Source organism: Celerinatantimonas marina (genome assembly GCF_046054165.1).
GTDB lineage: Bacteria > Pseudomonadota > Gammaproteobacteria > Enterobacterales > Celerinatantimonadaceae > Celerinatantimonas.
On sequence record NZ_JBFNXK010000006.1, the window covers coordinates 1 to 13,848 of the forward strand.

At 47.0% G+C, this 13,848-nt stretch carries 14 protein-coding genes; 5 read left to right on the forward strand and 9 right to left on the reverse strand.

Annotated features, from left to right (window positions below; genetic code table 11):
- The first annotated feature begins 371 nt into the window (after window positions 1-371).
- Complete coding sequence (locus tag ABUE20_RS07820) at window positions 372-923, forward strand: gamma carbonic anhydrase family protein (protein ID WP_408619328.1); 552 nt, start codon at window positions 372-374, stop codon at window positions 921-923.
- 51 nt (window positions 924-974) lie between these two features.
- Here the strand turns inward: ABUE20_RS07820 and mdoH are convergent, their stop codons facing one another.
- The 6 genes from mdoH to tsaC form a co-directional block, all read right to left on the reverse strand.
- On the reverse strand, window positions 975-3,185 hold the full coding sequence (mdoH, locus tag ABUE20_RS07825) for a glucans biosynthesis glucosyltransferase MdoH (RefSeq protein WP_408619329.1): 2,211 nt from the start codon (window positions 3,183-3,185) through the stop codon (window positions 975-977).
- A gap of 11 nt (window positions 3,186-3,196) precedes the next feature.
- Entirely contained in the window at window positions 3,197-4,810 is a 1,614-nt protein-coding gene (locus ABUE20_RS07830) for a glucan biosynthesis protein G (protein WP_408619330.1), read from the reverse strand.
- Window positions 4,811-5,206: 396 nt separating this feature from the next.
- Window positions 5,207-6,025 (reverse strand): shikimate dehydrogenase, encoded by an 819-nt coding sequence (gene aroE, locus ABUE20_RS07835; RefSeq protein WP_408619331.1) that lies wholly within the window; start codon window positions 6,023-6,025, stop codon window positions 5,207-5,209.
- 111 nt (window positions 6,026-6,136) lie between these two features.
- Window positions 6,137-6,496: a MaoP family protein gene (locus tag ABUE20_RS07840; RefSeq protein WP_408619332.1), complete on the reverse strand. Its 360-nt coding sequence runs from the start codon at window positions 6,494-6,496 to the stop codon at window positions 6,137-6,139.
- A 147-nt stretch (window positions 6,497-6,643) separates the two neighbouring features.
- On the reverse strand, window positions 6,644-7,573 hold the full coding sequence (gene hemF, locus ABUE20_RS07845) for an oxygen-dependent coproporphyrinogen oxidase (protein WP_408619579.1): 930 nt from the start codon (window positions 7,571-7,573) through the stop codon (window positions 6,644-6,646).
- 8 nt (window positions 7,574-7,581) lie between these two features.
- Entirely contained in the window at window positions 7,582-8,139 is a 558-nt protein-coding gene (tsaC, locus tag ABUE20_RS07850; protein ID WP_408619333.1) for an L-threonylcarbamoyladenylate synthase type 1 TsaC, read from the reverse strand.
- A 179-nt stretch (window positions 8,140-8,318) separates the two neighbouring features.
- On the opposite strand from tsaC, the gene purE reads away from it, so the two are divergent.
- Window positions 8,319-8,810, forward strand: coding sequence for a 5-(carboxyamino)imidazole ribonucleotide mutase (gene purE, locus ABUE20_RS07855; RefSeq protein WP_408619334.1), 492 nt, complete (start codon window positions 8,319-8,321; stop codon window positions 8,808-8,810).
- On the forward strand, window positions 8,807-9,937 hold the full coding sequence (locus ABUE20_RS07860) for a 5-(carboxyamino)imidazole ribonucleotide synthase (protein WP_408619335.1): 1,131 nt from the start codon (window positions 8,807-8,809) through the stop codon (window positions 9,935-9,937). The genes purE and ABUE20_RS07860 overlap by 4 nt, the downstream gene beginning before the upstream one ends.
- A 9-nt stretch (window positions 9,938-9,946) precedes the next feature.
- On the opposite strand, the gene ABUE20_RS07865 is transcribed toward ABUE20_RS07860, so the two are convergent.
- The 3 genes from ABUE20_RS07865 to dprA are packed head-to-tail and all read right to left on the reverse strand — an operon-like array spanning window position 9,947 to window position 12,137.
- A complete protein-coding gene (locus tag ABUE20_RS07865) occupies window positions 9,947-10,528 on the reverse strand; it encodes a DNA topoisomerase family protein (protein ID WP_408619580.1) in 582 nt (193 codons plus the stop codon).
- Window positions 10,529-10,569: 41 nt separating this feature from the next.
- Window positions 10,570-11,043, reverse strand: coding sequence for a DUF494 family protein (locus tag ABUE20_RS07870; RefSeq protein ID WP_408619336.1), 474 nt, complete (start codon window positions 11,041-11,043; stop codon window positions 10,570-10,572).
- Window positions 11,043-12,137, reverse strand: coding sequence for a DNA-processing protein DprA (gene dprA / locus ABUE20_RS07875; RefSeq protein ID WP_408619337.1), 1,095 nt, complete (start codon window positions 12,135-12,137; stop codon window positions 11,043-11,045). The genes ABUE20_RS07870 and dprA overlap by 1 nt, the downstream gene beginning before the upstream one ends.
- A gap of 207 nt (window positions 12,138-12,344) precedes the next feature.
- On the opposite strand from dprA, the gene def reads away from it, so the two are divergent.
- Window positions 12,345-12,863 (forward strand): peptide deformylase, encoded by a 519-nt coding sequence (gene def, locus ABUE20_RS07880; protein WP_408619338.1) that lies wholly within the window; start codon window positions 12,345-12,347, stop codon window positions 12,861-12,863.
- A 27-nt stretch (window positions 12,864-12,890) separates the two neighbouring features.
- Window positions 12,891-13,844, forward strand: coding sequence for a methionyl-tRNA formyltransferase (fmt, locus tag ABUE20_RS07885; protein WP_408619339.1), 954 nt, complete (start codon window positions 12,891-12,893; stop codon window positions 13,842-13,844).
- Window positions 13,845-13,848 lie beyond the last annotated feature (4 nt).

The window sequence follows — 13,848 nt, forward strand, 5'->3', positions numbered from 1 at the left end:
GGTGACCGTTTGAGGCGGTGTGCCGTGTCAGTGGTGGTGCATTATAGGGACCCCATTTTTTTGCGCAACCTTTTTTTCCCCTTTTTTTAGTTTTTCTGATTGTTTGTAGAGATTTTATCCAACACTGGTGAGTTTTCCAGCAGCCATTCGTGATATTGCTCTAAAAATCGCCAATTTTTGGTGTAATTGCGGGATCTCTCGTTCTAAATAGCCAATAATCTCACCGTTTGATTTTATTTAGCCGAAAATACCATTTCTGCTTTTAATCGGTCTTGATCAAAGATTACGTTTCTATAACTTGAATCTATCTCCTGTACGTGAATGGTCTATGATAAAATTGGGTTATATTTTACAGAGCGAAGAGGTAAAGCATGGCTATCCGAACGTATCAGGGGCAATCGCCTAAATTTGGCGGACGGGTCATGATTGATGACACTGCGGTTTTAATCGGACAAATTACTATTGGCGATGATTGCAGTATCTGGCCATATGTCGCTGCACGCGGCGATGTTAATTATATAGAAATAGGCTGTCGGACTAATATTCAGGATGGTTCCGTATTACATGTTACCCGTCGGAGTGATACTGCTCCTGATGGGCTACCTCTCACCATCGGCGATGATGTAACTATTGGCCATAAAGCGATGTTACATGGCTGCACGGTTAAAAATAGAGTTCTCATTGGAATGGGAGCAATCATTCTTGATGGTGCAATCATTGAAGATGACGTCATTGTAGGCGCAGGAAGTTTGGTCCCTCCTGGGAAGCATTTGAAATCGGGCTATCTTTATCTGGGCAATCCAGTGACCCGTTACCGTGCTTTGAAGGATTCAGAATTTGATTTTCTCAAACAATCTGCAGCAAACTACGTCTTTTTGAAAGATAATTACCTACAAGAACAATCAGAAACAATGCCTGCCTAACAAAGTCTTACTGATTTGCCCGCCAGACGACGGGCAAATGTTACTAGAACCTTAAATCCCCCGAATCAATTCAATCAAGCGATTGTTCTCTCGTTCAGCTATTGATAAATCAGGGGCCGCAAGCCTTAACTTCTGCTCCGATGACAGGGCTGCCAGTGCTTTCATCAACACAGGAGTATTTTGAACCCGAGCCTTTTCTTTCGCTGTTAAAAATGACACGGCTTGTACCACATTTTGGGCATCCGCTATTTTTAAAGCCGCTGTCGCATCAATCGCATCCACCCGCCCTGGTTCTCTGGGAGTAAAATGATCGGTTAACAATAAATGCGCCTTCAATTGGGATTCATCACCTACGACTTCTTCCAATGATGGAGTCTGCTCCAACCACCGACGATAAACATTCAGATTGGCCTTAGTTGCTAGCCAAATAGATGGTTCTTCCTGCTCTTCAGGAATTTTCAACCACCCCCACCGTTTTAAGGTATGTCCTAAATGATTCGATCCGGTCCAGTAAGACAAAGGCACAGCCAAGACCATGCCGATAATCGCTGGAGAAAGCCACGCTAAAACATCTAAGGAGATCACATAAGCTGAAATCGCCAGAATACAGCCCCCAAAAACATGCCAACGATGCCGAAACCAGAGATCTTTCCAAGGGATTCGGCCATCATCACGACGCTGTGGATTCCAGCCACTATCCTGCCCCAATAAAATAGAAGTCACCGCCCCGCTGTGGATGAGCATCATGATCGGAGCGATCAATGCAGACACAATAATTTCAACGATAAAACTCAATAGCAACCGTAAAAAGCCACCCGCCTGCTTGCGCTGTCGTCGATCGACCATGAAAGAGATCAATCCCAATACTTTCGGACCGAACAAAATTCCCATCGTAATCATAAACAGCCGTAAAGCACGCTCGGGATCCATAAGCGGCCAAGTGGGAAATAACGAAAATCCCCGAGGGAAATATTCAGGTCGCACAAATTGATACTGAAGTGCCAACATTAACCCCACTAAGATTAATAATAGCCATAGTGGCGATGACACGTATGACATGATCCCGGTGAGAATATGCATACGGCTTACCCAATGCAGTTTTTTACCACCAATCACCCGGCTATGCTGCAAGTTGCCCTGACACCAACGCCGGTCACGAATCGCTAGATCAACAATTGATGGAGGGGATTCCTCATAGGATTCGGTCAGATCATCGGCAATTTCGACACTCCACCCAGCTCGACGCAGTAATGCGGCCTCCACAAAATCATGGCTGAGAATATGGCCACCAAACGGGGGTTTTCCAGGAAGTTCCGGTAAGCCAGCCGAACTCATAAACGCTTTGATTCGAATAATGGCATTATGGCCCCAGAAGTTACCTTCTTTATCCACCCACCAAGCCAAACCCGAACCAACAATCGGTCCATAAACCCGACCGGCAAATTGTTGTAGCCGCGCGACTAATGTAGTCCCGTTGATCAAGCGAGGAATAGTCTGTAATAATCCCAGATCCGGATTAGCCTGCATCCGTCGCGCCATTTCGACCATCACTCGGCCACTCATCAGGCTGTCAGCATCCAAGACCAACATGTGATCATAACGACTCCCCCAACGGGTACAGAAATCCTGAACGTTCCCAGATTTACGCGCCACATTATAACGGCGTCGACGATAATAGACCCGAGTGATACCTTGTAATCGCTGCCGCATTAATAATACGGCTTGCTGTTCCTGACGAGCGACATCCGCATCGGTGGTATCGCTAATAATGCACCAGTCAAAATGAGCACCACCACCCACGTCATAAATCTGCCGAGCCATCGCTTCCAATCCGGCAAACAGACGTGTTGGATCTTCATTATAAGTTGGCATCAAAACGACGGTTTTCGTCGTCAATGCTGTATCGAGCCAATTTACCTCTCGGTTTGCCCTACGAAGCACCCGAAAAAAACCGGCGATAGACGCGGTAAAAGAGATGGTGATCCATGAAAAAGTCAGAGCAAACAATACCAATACCGAGTATTCAAGCGATGTCAGTCCACCAAGGCCCAACACAATACGCATTTCATTTATAGCAGCGACTGAGATAATGAATGCACTTCCCAAAATCAGAAGTCGCCGCCACACCGCCGAATGTAAATGCGCCGGCTGAATCGGTGTACGAACCTGCTCTTTACTGAAATGTTTCAGGTCTTGAGGGGGCATGGCTGCCGGTTGCTCATCGGGCATACCGGCAAAAACAGAGTGTTGATCTAGATCCATTCTCACCCCAACTATTTAGCTGTCCAACGGTAAAGCCAGGTCTCAGCTTTGCGAGAATCAGCGAAACTCAATTCCGCCCGAAGTTCTGCGGCACGGGCATCTCCGGGTTCCAGATCAAAACTAAGCCGATACCCTTTGGTATGAGGATTTTTGACCACCTGAACCTCTTTCACTGCTCCTGCCGTTGTCGTGACATTAATGGTTGGAACGTCCCCATCAGCAGGCAAGCTATTTCCTGTTGGGGTGTAATCCACTACAAAATGACGATCGGTATTATTCGCAGCCCCTTTGGTATGACCACTAATCGTTGATGACACAACATACTCGTTAATAGCAGGATGAGGGGCTTGCCCCCAATGCAGTCGATATGAAAAATCATATTCTGTTTCGGCTTTTAATGGCTGTTTGGGAGACCAGTAAGCCACGATATTGGCATGAATTTCATCATCGGAAGGGATCTCAATGAGCGTGACACTCCCCTGTCCCCAGTTACCAATCGGTTCAACCCATAGGCTCGGGCGATCCTGAAAATTAGCAACCAAGTCCTGATAATCAGCAAACTTACGATCACGCTGCATTAAACCAAAACCAATGGGGGCATCATCGACAAAACCACTAATTTGCAATGTCGTCGGATTTGCTAAAGGTCGCCACAATCGTTCACCTTTACCATTGACCATCAGCAGGCCGTCCGAATTATGCACTTGTGGACGATAATCATCGATCCCCCGACGATCATTACCCGAAAACATGTACATACTATTCATCGGTGACAAGCCTACTTTACTCAAATCTTGCCGGGGAAATAAGGCCACTTCCACATCAACATTCGTACTATCCCCTGGACGAATCGTAAAACGATAAGCCCCTGTGACACTCGGGCTATCCAGCAGGGCATTCACCACTAAACTATTACTACTCACACTGGGCTTACTGACCCAAAAGGCCCGAAATCGTGGCACTTCTTCACCTTTAGGATCGGCGGTATTAATTGCTAATCCTCGTGCTGAAGCGCCCCAAGTTTCCCCTTTACCAATCGCTTGAAAATAGCTAGCGCCCTGAAACTGAATCGCTTTATTATAGATTTGTGGCTGATTTAAGCGGTAATAAAGACTAAAGCCAGAGAAACCGATGTCATCTTTAGGCAAATCCAGCGGTTGATCCGAGCCAGAGACAAAATAATCAGGAGAGTAAGGAAGGTGAGTTGAGTGACCGCCATCCACAATACCTATTTCCACTGGATCGTCAAAATAAGACCCCCGCATAAATAACTGCATCTGAAACGGCAAATTATCCTGAGCCCAGAGCGCCTGATTCGGTTGGAATAATATATTCTGATACTGTGCTAACGACAGATTTTTCAGACTATCAGATAAAGGCACTTGAGGAGCCTGATATGGCTTTTGAGCCAACTGTTTTGCCAACATGATAACCGTGTTACGGTCTACACTCCCATCCTGAGTATACTGGCTATAAACTAGAGGCTGCGTATTGTTATTACCGGCTGACTGAGTTTCTGGAGCCGCGACAGTGGCGACAGAAACACCTAATAGCCATAGGCATGAGACGGTATAAGCAAAAAATTTAGGTAAAGAACCCTTTCGGTTAACCCGATATCGCTTCATGAAAAGTACCTTAGTTATGCATTAACACATCTGATTTCAATCATCTTTACACAAGGCAAAGACTATTACGGCATCTTCCATGATCATTATATAATCCATCTAAACGACAAATGGCTTATGAAAGGCTATTGAACGTTGCTGGTTATATTGGTGCAATCGGCTTCTGAGCACATCTCATTGCTTCACGAATGAAGCCTCACAAAACACGATTATTGCAACAAAATTTAACCATCAAGGATCGATACCCACTAAGCATCAATGAAATCATCATGAATACTAATTGCAACAAATTGAATAAACACAATAAATTTATTGCTCACTATAGCCAACTCGTTCATAAATGAAAATCCCTGTAAATAGGTATCGATTTTCCCCTATAGAAGGATTAGATCAGACTCATAATGCAAAATTCCGCCGGATTTCATTCATCACCTGCCGAGTTCCCGGACGGATCCCTCGCCACAAAGCAAAGCTTTCAGCCGCCTGAGCGACTAGCATCCCTAGCCCATCGATGACCTGACGAGCACCATGCTCCCGGGCCCATTGATTAAAGACCGTCCGCCCAGCACTATACATCATGTCATAACAAGCCATATCCGGGTGAATAAGCTTTTCATCAATGGCAATCGTATGTCCCGATAGACTAGCAGATGTTGCATTGATAATTAAATCAAAAACTCCCGCTAACTCATCCAAAGCGCATCCCCGAATCACACCTAAATCGGAAAAATCTTCCGCAAGTTGAATCGCTTTACTGGCAGTGCGATTAGCAATCACAACCAAAGCAGGCTGCTCTGTCAATAATGGAGCCAATACACCTCGAGCGGCCCCACCCGCACCGAGTAATGCGATCTTCAAACCTTTCAATTCGCCAACTCGATTGTGGAGATCGGAAAGCAACCCAGCACCATCGGTATTGTCTCCGAGCAAAATACCATCATCGGTTAATTTTAAAGTATTAACAGCTCCCGCTCGCTGGGCGCGTTCGGTCAACTGTGATGCAAATTTAAACGCTCTCTCTTTAAAAGGAATAGTGACATTGCACCCTTTTAATCCATTTGCAAAAAGATCCGTTAATTCTTGTTCAAAATGCTCTTCGGAGAGATCAATGGCCTCATAGACTAGGGGTTGTTGGGTTTGACGAGCAAAAAGGGTATGAATATAGGGAGATTTGGAATGGCTGATAGGATGACCAATAACTGCGTAACGATCCACGTGAATGCCTCTGTTTACCGCTGACTTTCGATTACATTAGCGATTTTTACAACAATTTGCACGCACCAATAACGACGCGACCTATAAAACAGTCGCGTCATTGCTTATGGATTAATCAACTGTTAAATCATCTTCATCACTACTGCCGGCATCATCATCCGCCTCTGCAGCAGCCACTCGAGGCGATCCAACTAAAGCATGGAAGCGACGACGACCAGTACGCTGTTTGAATTTTAGCCAAGCTTTTTCTTCCAGCGTCACCGCTGTCTGTTCCCCGCGACAAACAGCAACAAAATGTTGCTCTGTTTCGTCTCCAGGTTCACGAAGTTGCTCATCTAATTCTTTAAACGCATGCCCGTAAGCTTCCAATAGTTCAGATTCTTTAATAGTAAAGATACCCGAACGTGAAAAACCGCGAGGGAAATGTTTATCATCATAAAAACGACGATTCGTTGCAAAAGATCCACTCATAACTAGCTTCATCTCTTCAAAAACGATGCGGGGCATCACCAACCAATTTGCAGTTTTAGTAAATAATCCAATCTTCTTTGACATGCAAGCAAAAGATGATGAATTTTTTAGTTTATTTTGAGATTGATCTTTTTTAAGCCAGAGCAGCTACTTAAGCACCAATTCAGACAACCAGTCCCGAGGTTTCAAATAGTCCGCTAATCGGCTCTCTGGCGAATCGGGTTGGGGTTCAAATTGATACTCCCAGCGAGCCAATGGCGGCATCGACATCAAAATTGATTCCGTACGACCACCCGACTGCAAGCCAAATAAAGTGCCACGATCATAAACTAGATTAAACTCGACATATCGACCCCGTCGATAGAGTTGAAACTGCCGTTGAGATTCTGCATATGCGATCCGTTTTCGACGCTGCACAATAGGCAGATAAGCGTCAATGAACCCCTTGCCTACCGCTTGCATGTAGGCAAAAGCTTCCGAAAAATCAGGCGCATTGAGATCATCAAAAAATAACCCACCCACCCCTCGGGTTTCTCCTCGATGTGGCAAATAGAAATAGTCATCACACCACTTTTTATGCTCACGATAACGGGTTGCACCAAAAGGCCGACATAACTGCTCAGCACACTGATGCCAATGGAGAATATCTTCATCAAAAGGATAATACGGCGTCAGATCGAATCCGCCACCGAACCACCAAACCGGATCTTCCCCCGGTTTATCCGCAATAAAGAAACGAACGTTCGCATGGCTAGTCGGCACATAAGGATTACGAGGGTGGATCACGAGCGATACTCCCATCGCCTCAAATGAACGGCCTGCCAATTCAGGACGGCTCTGAGTCGCCGAAGGCGGAAGTTTCCGACCGCGCACATGCGAGAAATTCACCCCAGCCTGCTCAAAAACGGAGCCTTTTAAGATCCGGCTTTCACCGCCACCGAGCAGTGATGATATTTCTTGTTCCGGCCGCTGCCAGCGATCACAGATAAACTGAGCATCATCTTCAGCTTCCAAAGATCGGCAGATCGAATTTTGTAACTGCTGCAAGAATGCTAAAACCTGCTGGCGATCAATCATACCCACAGTTAGCCTTCCCGAATTACGCGCCCGGTCAACCCATCATAAATCGCACTGGGTTTATCCCGCCCGCCAGTAGGTCCGAATAATATAGCTGCCAGTTGATCGCCTAACTGTTGCTCAACCTCAGCATAAGTCGTCGCTGAAGGCTGACCCGATAGATTCGCACTAGTTGAGATCAACGGTTTACCGAACCCCTCACACAGCTGAATGACCAATGGATGATCACTCACCCGAACAGCGACCGTGTCAAATTGGCCAGTAACCCAATCACTAGTGATTTCTGAAGCAGGTAACACCCAAGTCACCGGGCCGGGCCAACTGGCAAAAATTCGTTCCTGAGTTGAAGCATCGATAGAGGATAAATCAACATAAGGTGCAAGCTGGGCAAAATTTGCCGCAATAAGGATCAATCCTTTCGATTTGGGTCGCTGCTTGATCGTTAATAACTTTTCAATCGCTGCGGGTTTATCTGGATCACACCCCACACCAAACACGCCTTCGGTAGGGTATCCAACCACAAGCCCTTGATGCAAAGCTTCTAGGGTTTCAAGCAAATCACTCAAAAGATGCTCCTCAAATATAGTTTTGATATACATTACTCTATCCATACCTAAAATGTTAGCGACAACCTTTGGATATGGAAACATCCGAGACAAATCGTGGTTGTGGATTTCAGCAGACCTTGATTTACGTTTATAATGCCAACCGTTTCGATGTAAGCAGCAACTCACAGGAGTCGGAAATGAAAGTCGGAATTATCATGGGATCCAAGTCCGATTGGCCCACTATGCAGCATGCCGCTGCTATGCTCGATCAACTTGGGATCGAGTATGAAACTAAAGTCGTCTCAGCGCACCGCACCCCCCAGCTACTCGCTGAATACGCTCAAACAGCCAAAGATCGTGGCCTGAAAGTCATTATCGCCGGAGCCGGAGGAGCCGCACACTTACCAGGAATGTGCGCCGCGTCAACGCCGCTCCCAGTACTAGGCGTTCCGGTTCAATCACGCGCGCTTAAAGGAATGGACTCATTATTATCCATCGCCCAAATGCCCAAAGGTGTCGCCGTAGGCACACTTGCAATCGGTGAATCAGGAGCAGCCAATGCGGGGCTTTTAGCCGCCCAGATCCTGGCAACCAGTGATCCGCAACTCATGGCTAAAGTCGAAGCATTTCGTCGAGCACAGACCGAACAGGTATTGGCCCATCCGGATCCAACTGAGGAGAATGCATGAATATCCTAGTCCTTGGGGCGGGTCAGTTAGCCAGAATGATGGCGCTGGATGGCATTCCTCTCAATTTTAAGTTTCGCGCCTTTGACGTCGGTCCCGCTATCGTCGTCGATCCCCTCAGCCATCATCAATATTCTCAAGATCTGGCCGCAGCCATTGAATGGGCCGATGTGATTACCAGTGAGTTTGAACATATTTCTCACCCGGTGCTGGACCAATGCCAGCAGAGTGGCAAACTGTTCCCGGATGCTCAGGCTATCAAAACGGGTGGGGATCGCCGCTTAGAAAAACAGTTACTGGAATCAGCCGGAGTGGCTAACGCACCGTATCGCATCATTCAGGATCGGGCCAGCTTTGATGAAGCACTCAGCCAATTAGGCGCTCCCTTGGTCTTAAAAAGTGCTTTAGCCGGTTATGATGGAAAAGGGCAATGGCGCTTAAAATCGGCTCAAGAAGCAAGCACTTTATGGCCGAAAATCGAAGCGTTTCTGGCCTCTGATCCCAAACAGGCCATCGTGGCAGAACAAATGATCCCCTTTGATCGGGAAGTCTCGATTATCGGCGCACGTAATCATCAGGGCGATGTGGTCACCTATCCACTGGCCGTGAACCATCATCATGAAGGCGTACTGACCGTTTCGGTGATCGATGGAGGACAAAGTCAGGCTCTGGAATCCCAAGCTCTCACGATCTTTGAAGCATTAACCCAACAATTGAATTACGTAGGTGTGCTGGCCGTGGAATGTTTTGTCGTCAATGAAAAACTATTAGTGAACGAAATTGCGCCAAGAGTTCATAATTCCGGCCACTGGAGCCAACAGGGAGCGTTCGTCAGCCAGTTTGATAACCACAACCGAGCCGTGGCTGGCTTAGCATTAGGGGATTGCACACTGCGGACCCCGACGGCCATGGTCAATATTCTGGGTGAGGATGCCATCGATCCTCAAATCTATGCATTACCGGGATGTAAAGTTCATTGGTATGGGAAAGATAAACGTCCCGGAAGAAAAATGGGGCATATCAATATTTCAGCACCCGATGCGCATCTTTTACAGCAACGGCTAGCCGAGTTGGCCCAACTTCTGCCCGAATCCGGATTCCCGGGATTACATGAATATCTGCACCGCTAACCATCAATCTCAATCAGAGTCAGTTTCTGGCTCTGGTTGTACTTTGCCACATTTTCTACTGGCGCAATAATAGGTTTCTCCTCGAGCCATCTGCCGTTTGACCAACAAAGGGAAGCCACAAAACTGACAGGTACCGACGACTGGCGGATGATTGACGGCAAATTTACAACCGGGGTACTGATCACAGGCATAAAAGGTTTTACCGAACCGAGACTGACGACGCACGAGCTGTCCCTGATGACAGCTGGGGCACTCAATATGAGATTCTTCACTCGGATTAACCTGTTCAACATGTTCACATTCTGGAAATCCGCTGCACCCCACAAATAAGCCATAGCGACCACTACGCAGCACTAACTCTCGGCCACATTGCGGACAAACGGTACCCGGCAAGACTTTTTCGACTCGTTCGGAATCTTGGTGAAGGGGGCGGGTAAAATGGCAATCCGGGAAACGACTACAACTAATAAACGATCCTCCCTTACGATGCTGATACACCAAAGGAGCACCGCATTCCGGGCAAGACTCTTCCGGCCCGTCAAGCGCGTGCTTATGGGCCGTAAATAAATTTGAATCGATTTTAGCCATAATCTCTGAGTTGCGGGCTAAGCCGGAGTCACCTGTAAGATGGGTTAATGCAGCAAGCCATCCCCGACTTCAAACAGTAACTCTTCCATCTGCTGATAAGCCGACTCACTACCGGGCACATTAAAGAGCACCATCAGGATAATCCATTTCAGATCTTCTAGTTCGATCTCTTGGCTATCCAGCTCCATCACCCGATCAATAACCATTTCTCGCGTTTCTGCGGTAAGCACTTTAATCTGTTCTAAGAACATTAAAAAACCGCGACATTCCACATCCAATTTGTTCATCTCCGAATCAGTAAAAATTCGGATCGACGGCGTTGCTGAAGGATTCAGATAAGGATGCTGATCACTTTCCTGAAGCGCAGCAAGCTGTTCTAGCCAGTCTAAGGCTTTGTAGATCTCCTCTTTTCGAAAACCGGCACGAGTCAACTCTTCAGTGAGTTCATCATGATCCATGAGCAATTCAACATCACTATGAATGTAGGTTTCAAAAAGATACATGAGGATATCAAACATCACGGGTTCCTCCTCAATCGAACATACCCACCAGATACCGCCACAATTTCACCCGACATTTCGAGCTCAATGAGCGCACTGATGACTTTGTCCACAGGCAGTAAGCTGCGTTCGACGACCTGATCAATCGTAGTCGTCTCATAACCTACGTTATCCAACAATCCACCACTTGGCAATTGCTGTTGATCAATATTATCTGTGTCTAAGGCCACTTTGTCCAAAATATCTGGCATAAGCGGCCATAATTCATCCAATATATCGCCACAACAGGTCACCAACTTCGCACCATGCTGAATCAATTGGTGGGGTCCCTGTGTTAAAGGATTATCGATATTTCCCGGAATCGCAAATAATTCACGATTTTGCTCCAATGCATATTTGGCCGTAATTAAGGAACCACTCTGGCGAGCGGCCTCACTGACAACCACCCCCAAGCTCAAACCACTAATGACCCGATTGCGACGAGGGAAGTTCTGAGCCCGGGGAACCGTCCCCGGCGGAAATTCAGTCACAATAGCGCCCTGTTCGAGGATCGTTTCGGCCAGTTTTCGGTGCCGACGGGGATAGACTTGATCCGGCCCCGTTCCCATCACGGCTATCGTTTTCCCCTGCATCAGTGCGCCCTGATGAGCCGCACTATCAATCCCCAACGCCAGTCCACTAGTGACCACCACCCGCAGAGCTGCTAATTCGGAAGCTAATCGTCTAACTTGCTCCATTGCATTAAATCCGGCATGACGACTTCCGACAATAGCCACTTGAGGCGCATTCAATAGCGCCATATCACCCACAACAAACAATACTGGAGGTGGACTGCTAATCATCTTCAGGCGCTCCGGATACATCTCATCAGCTAAACTCACTAACTGATGAGATGAATATTCAAGCCATTTCAGTGAGCATTCTAAGCTATGGTTGCCCTGCTCAAGTTCCTGACACTGTTTCGTGCTCAATCCCCAGTTTTGCCAATCCGTCAGCGTCGCCGCATGCAATTGCGCATATGAATAATGCGTTAAGAGTTGCTGAATTCGAACCGGTCCGATACCGGACACAGAGCTCAACCGAAGTAATAACGAAGCATTGGGAGAAAGCATCTCATCGCCATTATTGATAAATAAGACACTATACCATAGCCCTGCCAAATCCTCGGTAAATCATCACTATTGATGAAATAGAAACATAAAATCGACCACGACAGCCGCCAAATCCGGTGCTAAAGCTGTTTTTTATGATCATAAATGACTAAAATACCCAAAAAGAATCCGATACCCTCATAAAATGAAAGAAAGGTGGTTTAACCGATGGCAGTGCTTGATGTCTTAAAATTCCCTGATGAACGGCTACGTAAAGTGGCCAAACCGGTCGAGAAGATTACTCCCGAAATTCAGCAAATTGTCGACGATATGTTCGATACGATGTATGCCGAAGACGGGGTTGGTCTTGCTGCAACTCAGGTTAATGTTCATCAGCGCATCGTGGTCATGGACTGTTCAGACACGCGCGATCAGCGAATTACCTTAATTAACCCGGAAATTACAGCCAAAAACGCTGCCTGCGCACTCAATGAAGAGGGGTGTTTATCCGTTCCTGAATATCGAGCCGATGTCGAGCGGGCAACAGAAGTTACTGTTCAAGCATTGAACCGGGAGGGGGAAGCCTTTGAAATTCAGGCTACCGGGCTTCTGGCCATCTGTATTCAACATGAACTGGACCATCTGATGGGGAAATTATTTATCGACTACCTTTCCCCCCTCAAACGGCAACGTGTGAGACAAAAGATGGAAAAAATGGCCAAACGTGAACATCGTTCTAAAGACTAACTGCTTCCGGCCATTAAGGAGCCTGGTTTGATACCGTTACGAATTATTTTTGCAGGCACGCCCGATTTCGCGGCGCGCCATCTGGAAGCTTTACTCAACAGTCCTCATCAAGTTGTGGCCGTATATACCCAACCGGACCGGCCTGCTGGACGTGGTAAGAAATTAACCGCCAGCCCTGTCAAACAACTGGCGATGGAACATCAAATCAACGTTTATCAACCGGTCAGTTTACGCCATGAATCAGCACAAGACATTTTAGCTAGCCATCAAGCAGACCTGATGATCGTAGTTGCTTATGGATTGATCCTGCCGAAAGTCGTTTTAGAAACGCCCCGATTAGGATGTATCAATGTCCACGGATCCTTGCTTCCTCGCTGGCGTGGAGCTGCGCCGATCCAGCGCGCTATCTGGGCCGGTGATCGCGAAACCGGGATCACCATTATGCAAATGGATGAGGGACTCGATACCGGTGCCATGCTGTATCGTCAATCACTCCCCATTGAGGCAGAGGATACCAGCGCCTCACTCTATGACAAACTGGCTCAAGTTGGTCCAGAAGCGCTCATCCATGCCATTGACCAACTCAGTCTGGGTCAATTACAACCCGAACCCCAAAATGATCAGTTGGCGAACTACGCCGAAAAATTATCCAAAGCAGAAGCTCAAATAAACTGGGAAGACAGTGCCTCACACATCGAACGCTGTATTCGGGCCTTTAACCCTTGGCCTGTCAGTTATTTTCAGATCAATGAGCTTTCAATCAAAGTATGGCAGGCCAGCGTTATCGAGCAAGAATCGACTCAGCCTCCCGGAACTATTTTACAAGCGGATAAACACGGGATCGTGGTCACTACCGGCGCTCAATCCATTGCCTTGCACGTCTTGCAAATTCCAGGGAAAAAACCATTAGGTGCAGCTGATATTCTCAACTCCCGAAGTGACTGGTTTGCTCCAGGGACCCAACTACAGGTTGCTGAATGAAAAC

Excerpts from the sequence above, each read along its gene's own strand:
- ABUE20_RS07820 (WP_408619328.1), top strand. The coding sequence starts at position 372 with ATGGCTATCCGAACGTATCAGGGGCAATCGCCTAAATTTGGCGGACGG.
- mdoH (WP_408619329.1), bottom strand. The coding sequence starts at position 3,185 with ATGGATCTAGATCAACACTCTGTTTTTGCCGGTATGCCCGATGAGCAA.
- ABUE20_RS07830 (WP_408619330.1), bottom strand. The coding sequence starts at position 4,810 with ATGAAGCGATATCGGGTTAACCGAAAGGGTTCTTTACCTAAATTTTTT.
- ABUE20_RS07840 (WP_408619332.1), bottom strand. The coding sequence starts at position 6,496 with ATGAGTGGATCTTTTGCAACGAATCGTCGTTTTTATGATGATAAACAT.
- hemF (WP_408619579.1), bottom strand. The coding sequence starts at position 7,573 with ATGATTGATCGCCAGCAGGTTTTAGCATTCTTGCAGCAGTTACAAAAT.
- purE (WP_408619334.1), top strand. The coding sequence starts at position 8,319 with ATGAAAGTCGGAATTATCATGGGATCCAAGTCCGATTGGCCCACTATG.
- ABUE20_RS07860 (WP_408619335.1), top strand. The coding sequence starts at position 8,807 with ATGAATATCCTAGTCCTTGGGGCGGGTCAGTTAGCCAGAATGATGGCG.
- ABUE20_RS07870 (WP_408619336.1), bottom strand. The coding sequence starts at position 11,043 with ATGTTTGATATCCTCATGTATCTTTTTGAAACCTACATTCATAGTGAT.
- dprA (WP_408619337.1), bottom strand. The coding sequence starts at position 12,137 with ATGCTTTCTCCCAATGCTTCGTTATTACTTCGGTTGAGCTCTGTGTCC.
- def (WP_408619338.1), top strand. The coding sequence starts at position 12,345 with ATGGCAGTGCTTGATGTCTTAAAATTCCCTGATGAACGGCTACGTAAA.